Source organism: Hydrogenophaga sp., assembly GCF_051007235.1.
GTDB lineage: Bacteria > Pseudomonadota > Gammaproteobacteria > Burkholderiales > Burkholderiaceae_C > Hydrogenophaga.
On the sequence record NZ_JBPCSJ010000207.1, the window covers coordinates 1 to 6,762 of the forward strand.

A 6,762-nucleotide genomic window follows, 5' to 3' on the forward strand; every position below is an offset into this window, starting at 1 on the left:
CTACAGCCGCAACGCGATCCGAATGGCCGCGCTGATGAAGCAGCGCGTGATCCACGTGTTCACGCACGACTCCATCGGCCTGGGCGAGGACGGCCCGACCCACCAGTCGGTGGAGCATGCCGCCAGCCTGCGCCTGATCCCGGGCCTGGACGTCTGGCGCCCCGCCGACACGGCCGAAACCGCCGTCGCCTGGGCCGTGGCCCTGCAGACCGCCCACCGCCCCAGCGCGCTGTGCCTGTCGCGCCAGAACCTGCCCTACGCGCCCAAGGCCCACCAGGCCGACATCAGCAAGGGCGGCTACGTGCTGTCCGAGCCGGCCGACGTGGGTCTCAAGAAGAAGGCCCAGGCGGTGATCATCGCCACCGGCTCCGAAGTGCAGCTGGCGCTCAAGGCCCAGGAACAGTTGGCGAAGGAACACAAGATCGCCGTGCGCGTGGTGTCCGTGCCCAGCACCAGCGTGTTCGACCGCCAGAGCGCCGAGTACAAGGCCGCTGTGCTGCCCAAGGGGCTGCCGCGCGTCGCCGTCGAGATGGGTTCCACCGACGGCTGGTGGAAGTACGGCGTGTCGGCCGTGGTCGGCATCGACACCTACGGCGAATCGGCTCCTGCGCCGGTGCTGTTCCAGCACTTCGGTTTCACGCCGGCCAACGTGGTGGACACCGTCCGCACCGTGCTGGCGAAATGACCCACCCCTGCCGCGCTTCGCGCGACCCCCTCCAGGGGGCGGCACTGGCCGTCCGGCAAAGCCGGCCCGGCGGTGCCCTGGGTTGAATCCTCTCTGCGTTGAATTGTTTTTCTGATCAGCAACTTTCCCAACTGAAGGAGTAACGGACATGGCTATCAAAGTCGGTATCAACGGTTTCGGCCGCATCGGTCGCAACGTGCTGCGCAGCGCGATCCAGAATTTTTCGGACATCGAGATCGTGGCCATCAACGATCTGCTGGAGCCCGACTACCTGGCCTACATGCTGCAGTACGACAGCGTGCACGGCCGCTTCAAGGGCACGGTCAAGGTCGAGGGCGGCAACATCGTCGTCAACGGCAAGACCATCCGCCTGACGCAGGAGCGTGACCCCGCGAACCTGAAGTGGGCCGAAGTCGGTGCCGACGTGGTCATCGAGTCCACCGGCCTGTTCCTGGACAAGGTCACCGCCCAGAAGCACCTGGATGCCGGCGCCAAGAAGGTCATCCTGTCCGCTCCGTCCAAGGACGACACCCCCATGTTCGTCTACGGCGTGAACGACAAGACCTACGCCGGCCAGGCCATCATCTCCAACGCTTCGTGCACCACCAACTGCCTGGCCCCCGTGGCCAAGGTGCTGAACGACAAGTGGGGCATCAAGCGCGGCCTGATGACGACGGTGCACGCCGCCACCGCCACCCAGAAGACCGTGGACGGCCCGTCCAACAAGGACTGGCGCGGTGGCCGCGGCATCCTGGAAAACATCATCCCGTCCTCCACCGGCGCCGCCAAGGCCGTGGGCGTGGTGATCCCCGAGCTGAACAAGAAGCTGACCGGCATGTCCTTCCGCGTGCCGACGTCTGACGTGTCGGTGGTGGACCTGACCGTTGAACTCAACAGCGAAGCCACCTACGAAGACATCTGCGCCGAGATGAAGGCGCAGAGCGAAGGTGCTCTGAAGGGCGTGCTGGGTTACACCACCGACAAGGTGGTGGCGACCGACTTCCGCGGCGAGACCTGCACCAGCGTGTTCGACGCCGACGCCGGCATTGCGCTGGACAAGACCTTCGTGAAGGTGGTGAGCTGGTACGACAACGAGTGGGGCTACTCGAACACGTGCCTGGAGATGGTCCGCGTCGTGAGCAAGTAAGCTCCTCCCTGCGCCGCTTCGCGGCTTCCCCCCTCAGGGGGGCGCACCCTGTGGCCCAGCGAAGCCGGTTCCACGGGTGCCCCGGGGGTTCGGGCACGCGCTTCGGGTGTGCGTCAGTTGCCCGGCAGAAAAAAGCCGCTGTTGGTACAGCGGCTTTTTTTACGTGCAGCGCTGCAGCCGTTTGCCCGCCAGCGCAGCGCCCAGGCCGGTCACGGTGCCGCGCTGGGCGTCGGTGATGGCGGGCAGGCGCAGGTTCCAGGCGCTGGTTTCGGCGCGCTCCTGCGCCACGCGGGCGGTGCGCACACCCTTCTGGTTGACGTCCTGCAAGGCCTGCTGGGCCGCGGCTTCGCTGGAATAGGTGCCCAGCGCCAGGCCGGGGCTCAGCGGGCCAGACAGTTCGCGGAACGCCACGCCGATCGTGCGCAGCTCGGTCTTCTTGCGTTCGAGCTGCTCATCGTTGTAGCGGCCCATGTAGACCACCCAGCGGCCGCCCAGCTTGACTTCGCCCAGCTGCCAGCTCTCGCGCGGCAGGCCGCTGGCAGACAGGGCGCTGCGCAAGGCGTCAGCCTGGGCCGGCGTGAAGCCGGTGGCCAGCCAGCAGGCGGTGGCCGGGGCCGGCGGTGGCGGCGCAGGCGCTGCGGGGGTGTTCAGCGCCGTGGTGCTGGTGGTACCGGTCGCGCTGGCGCTTGTGACCTCGGTGGCCGTGGCAGTCGTTTCGTTGCTGGCCGTGGGCGTCTCGGGTGCGCTCGACTCGCCGGCCGCGGGGGGCGGTGCGACAGCCGGTTCGGCCACCGGTTCGGGCACCGCCGTGCCCTTGGGGCCGTTGAGCAGGCGCAGCGATCCGGGTTTGATCTGCGCCTGCAGGCGCTCGGGCTCGGCATGCTGCGCCGGCGCCAGGCCCAGCGGCGCCATGTACCCCTGGGTCCAGGCGAAATAGCCGGCGTTGGCCAACACCAGCAGGATGATCACCAGTCTCAGCATGGGCGCACGCTCACTTCCGAACTGGTCACCGCCCGTGGGCCCTGGGCCGTGTGCAGCCGCAGCGCGCCTTGCGCGTCCACCCCGCTGGCCGTGCCTTCGGTGCCGTCGGACAGGCGCACCGCCAGGCCCTGCAGCGCGTCGCGCTGCGCAAAGCGGCTGGCAAAGGCCGCGAAGCCATGGGTTTCGAAGGCCAGCACGTCGCGCAGCAGCGCGGGCGCCACGCGGGCCAGGGTTTCACCGGCGGTGATGCCCATGTGCACCTCGGCCAGCCCCGCCGGCGCCATGGCGGCGACCGCCTCCGGCGTGGCCAGCGCGGCGACCGCCTCGGCTTCCGGTCGCGCGATGTTGATGCCCACACCGATCACCACCGTGCGGCGGACCTGCCCGTCGCCGGTGCTGGCCGTCTCCACCAGGATGCCGCCCAGCTTGCGTTGCTGCAGCCACAGGTCGTTGGGCCACTTCAGGCGCACATCGGGGTGCAGGCTCTCGGCCAGGCTCACGCCCACCGCCAGCGACAGGCCCGACCAGTCGGCCGGCGCCAGCGGCAGGGCGATGGAAAAGGTCAGCGACTGCCCGGCTCTGCTGTGCCAGCCCTTGCCCAGCCGGCCGCGGCCCGCGGTCTGCTGTTCGGCCACCAGCAGCACCGGCTCGGCCAGGCCGGCGCGCGCGCGGCGCATCAGCTCGGTGTTGGTGGAATCGATCTCTGGCAGCACCTCGACGGTGAAGCTCGGCAGCTGCGGCACCACCGCCTGCCAGATGCCTTCGACGTGGGCGAGCAGGTCAGACATGCGTGTGCAGTGCCTTCAACCAGAAACACCGCGCAACCGGCTTGGCCGGGGCGCAGGTGTTGTCCCCCTGGGGGGAAGACGCAAAGCGGCGCAGGGGGGTCATCCGAGTTTCGTCGCGCGGCCGCCGCGTTTGGGCGCCAGCAGCGTGCCACGGCAGTTTTTCGAGCCGCACCAGCAGGGGTACTGGGCCTTGAGCTTGGGCGTGTAGGGCTCGTCGATCACCAGGCCGTAGTCGTAGAACAGTTCTTCACCGGCGGCGATGTTGCGCAGCGCGCGGATGAAGACGCGGCCTTCGTCGATCTCGGCTTCGCAGTTCGGGTCGCAGCTGTGGTTGATCCAGCGCGAGGAGTTGCCGCCGTACTTGGCATCGATGACGTGGTTCTCATCGATGTGGAAATAGAAGGTGTGGTTCGGGTCCTGGGGGTCGTGCGGGTGGCGCTCCAGCGCCTCGTCCCAGGCGATGACCTCGCCCACGTACTCGATCAGGGTTTCGCCCTCGGCCAGATCGGCCACCGCATAGACGCCCTTGCCGTGCACACCGGAGCGGCGCGTCTGGATGCGGCGGCTGCTGGCCACGGCTTTCCCGGCGGTGGAAGTGCGGGGGCTGGGGGCGGATCCTGCGGTTTTCTTCACGGCCGGGAATTTTGGTAAGGTTGTTTTGTGCAGGTGCGCGCGTGTGGGCGCGCACTCATGTGTGCGCGTGTGTACGCGCGTGGAAACCGATTGTAGAGAATGAAGACCCTGGTCATTGCAGAGAAGCCGTCCGTGGCACAAGACATCGTGCGTGCCCTCACCCCGGTGGCGGGCAAGTTCGAGAAGCACGACGACCATTTCGAAAACGAACAGTACGTGGTGACGTCCGCCGTGGGCCACCTGGTGGAGATCGCCGCGCCCGAGCAGTTCGACGTCAAGCGCGGCAAGTGGAGTTTTGCCCACCTGCCGGTGCTGCCGCCTTACTTCGAGCTCAAGCCGATCGACAAGACCAAGTCGCGCCTGAGTGCGGTGGTCAAGCTGGCCAAGCGCAAGGACGTGGGGCGCCTGATCAACGCCTGTGACGCGGGCCGCGAGGGCGAGCTGATCTTTCGCCTGATCGAGCAGTACGCTGGTGGCTTGAAAGGCGGTTCATATCAGTCGCTGGGCAAGCCGGTGCAGCGCCTGTGGCTGCAGTCCATGACGCCAGCGGCCATCCGTGACGGTTTCGAGCACCTGCGCAGCGACGCCCAGATGCAGGGCCTGGCCGACGCGGCGCGCAGCCGCTCCGAGGCCGACTGGATGGTCGGCATCAACGGCACGCGGGCCATGACGGCCTTCAACTCGCGCGACGGCGGCTTCTTCCTCACCACCGTGGGTCGGGTGCAGACGCCCACGCTGTCCATCGTGGTCGAGCGTGAGGAACAGATCCGCGCCCACCGCAGCCGCGACTACTGGGAAATCCACGCCAGCTTCCTGGCCGAGGCCGGCGAGTACCCGGGCAAGTGGTTCGACCCTACGTTCAAGAAGCCCACCGGCGACGATGCGGATGCCGACCTGCGCGCCGACCGCCTCTGGAACCAGCGCGACGCGCTGGCCATCGTCGACGCGGTGCGTGGCAAGGCCGCCAGCGTCACCGAAGAAAGCAAGCCGACCACGCAGGCCAGCGGCCTGCTGTACGACCTGACCAGCCTGCAGCGCGAGGCCAACGGCCGCTTCGGCTTCTCGGCCAAGACCACGCTGCAGCTGGCGCAGAGCCTGTATGAGCGCCACAAGGCCCTGACCTACCCGCGTACCGATTCGCGGGCCCTGCCGGAGGACTACCTGGGCACGGTCAAGCAGACCTTCGAGATGCTGGCCGACAGCGGCATGAAGCACCTGGCGCCGCACGCGCTGACGGCGCTCAACAACGGCTACATCAAGCCCACCAAACGCGTCTTCGACAACAGCAAGGTCTCGGACCACTTTGCCATCATCCCGACGCTGCAGGCGCCCAGTGGACTGAGCGAGGCCGAGCAGAAGCTGTACGACCTGGTGGTGCGCCGCTTCCTGGCGGTGTTTTTCCCCAGCGCCGAGTTCATGGTGACCACGCGCATTTCCAAGGTGCTCAACCACCACTTCAAGACCGAAGGCAAGGTGCTGGTCAAGCCGGGCTGGATGGCGGTGTACGGCAAGGAAGCTGCCGAAGACGTGGAAGGCGCGAAAGAGGGCGACAAAGGCCAGAACCTGGTGCCGGTGCGCGACGGCGAGACGGTGCGCACCGAAACGGTGGAAGCCAAAGGCCTGAAGACCAAACCGCCGGCCCGCTACAGCGAAGCGACGCTGCTGGGCGCCATGGAAGGCGCGGGCAAGCTGATCGACGACGACGAACTGCGCGAGGCCATGCAGGAAAAGGGTCTGGGCACGCCAGCGACGCGGGCGGCCACCATCGAAGGCCTGCTGACCGAGAAGTACATGCTGCGCGAAGGCCGCGAACTCATTCCCACGGCCAAGGCCTTCCAGCTCATGACGCTGCTGCGCGGGCTGGAAGTGGAAGAGCTCTCCAAGGCCGAGCTGACCGGCGAGTGGGAATACAAGCTGGCGCAGATGGAGCACGGCAAGCTCAGCCGCAGCGCCTTCATGGCCGAGATCGCGCAGATGACCGAGCGCATGGTCAAGAAGGCCAAGGAATACGACCGCGACACCGTGCCGGGCAACTACGTCACGCTGGCCACGCCCTGCCCCAACTGCGGCGGCGTGGTGAAGGAAAACTACCGGCGCTACACCTGCACCGGCGCCGACGGCGCCAGCGAGGGCTGCGGTTTCTCGTTCGGCAAGACGCCGGCCGGACGCACCTTCGAGCCCGAAGAGGCCGAACAGCTGCTGCGCGACAAGAAGATCGGCCCGCTGGAGGGCTTCCGCTCCAAGGCGGGCTGGCCCTTCGTGGCCGAGATCGTCATCAAGTTCAACGAAGAGGACAAGAACTGGAAGCTCGAATTCGACTTCGGCGACGACAAGAAGAACGAAGAGACCGGCGAGCTGGTGGACTTGACCGGCAGCGAATCGCTGGGCGCTTGCCCTAAGTGTGGTGGAGCGGTGCACGAGCACGGGGCCAACTACGTGTGTGAGAAAGCCGTGCCCACGATGGCGCAGGCCACGCCCAGCTGCGACTTCAAGAGCGGCAAGATCATCCTGCAGCAGCCGGTGGCGCG

6 protein-coding genes are annotated in these 6,762 nt (G+C 67.4%); 3 read left to right on the forward strand and 3 right to left on the reverse strand.

Annotated elements, in window-relative coordinates; translation table 11 throughout:
- Together ACR2JA_RS07630 and gap are read left to right on the forward strand one after the other, a co-directional pair.
- Nucleotides 1-685, forward strand: a 685-nt coding sequence (locus ACR2JA_RS07630) for a transketolase-like TK C-terminal-containing protein (protein WP_434008496.1), incomplete at its 5' end; no start/stop codon positions are given.
- A gap of 148 nt (nucleotides 686-833) precedes the next feature.
- Complete coding sequence (gene gap / locus ACR2JA_RS07635) at nucleotides 834-1,832, forward strand: type I glyceraldehyde-3-phosphate dehydrogenase (protein WP_434008497.1); 999 nt, start codon at nucleotides 834-836, stop codon at nucleotides 1,830-1,832.
- Nucleotides 1,833-1,991: 159 nt separating this feature from the next.
- Here gap and ACR2JA_RS07640 read toward each other — a convergent pair whose 3' ends face one another.
- From ACR2JA_RS07640 to ACR2JA_RS07650, 3 genes are all read right to left on the reverse strand, one after another.
- Nucleotides 1,992-2,813, reverse strand: a complete 822-nt coding sequence (locus ACR2JA_RS07640) for an SPOR domain-containing protein (RefSeq protein WP_434008498.1) — start codon at nucleotides 2,811-2,813, stop codon at nucleotides 1,992-1,994.
- Nucleotides 2,807-3,601: a biotin--[acetyl-CoA-carboxylase] ligase gene (locus ACR2JA_RS07645; RefSeq protein WP_434008499.1), complete on the reverse strand. Its 795-nt coding sequence runs from the start codon at nucleotides 3,599-3,601 to the stop codon at nucleotides 2,807-2,809. Before ACR2JA_RS07645 ends, ACR2JA_RS07640 begins: the two co-directional genes overlap by 7 nt.
- A 99-nt stretch (nucleotides 3,602-3,700) precedes the next feature.
- Nucleotides 3,701-4,177: an SET domain-containing protein gene (locus ACR2JA_RS07650; RefSeq protein ID WP_434008500.1), complete on the reverse strand. Its 477-nt coding sequence runs from the start codon at nucleotides 4,175-4,177 to the stop codon at nucleotides 3,701-3,703.
- A 156-nt stretch (nucleotides 4,178-4,333) separates the two neighbouring features.
- Between ACR2JA_RS07650 and ACR2JA_RS07655 the strand changes: the two genes are divergently transcribed.
- A partial coding sequence (locus ACR2JA_RS07655) for a DNA topoisomerase III (protein WP_434008501.1) occupies nucleotides 4,334-6,762 on the forward strand: 2,429 nt, incomplete at its 3' end.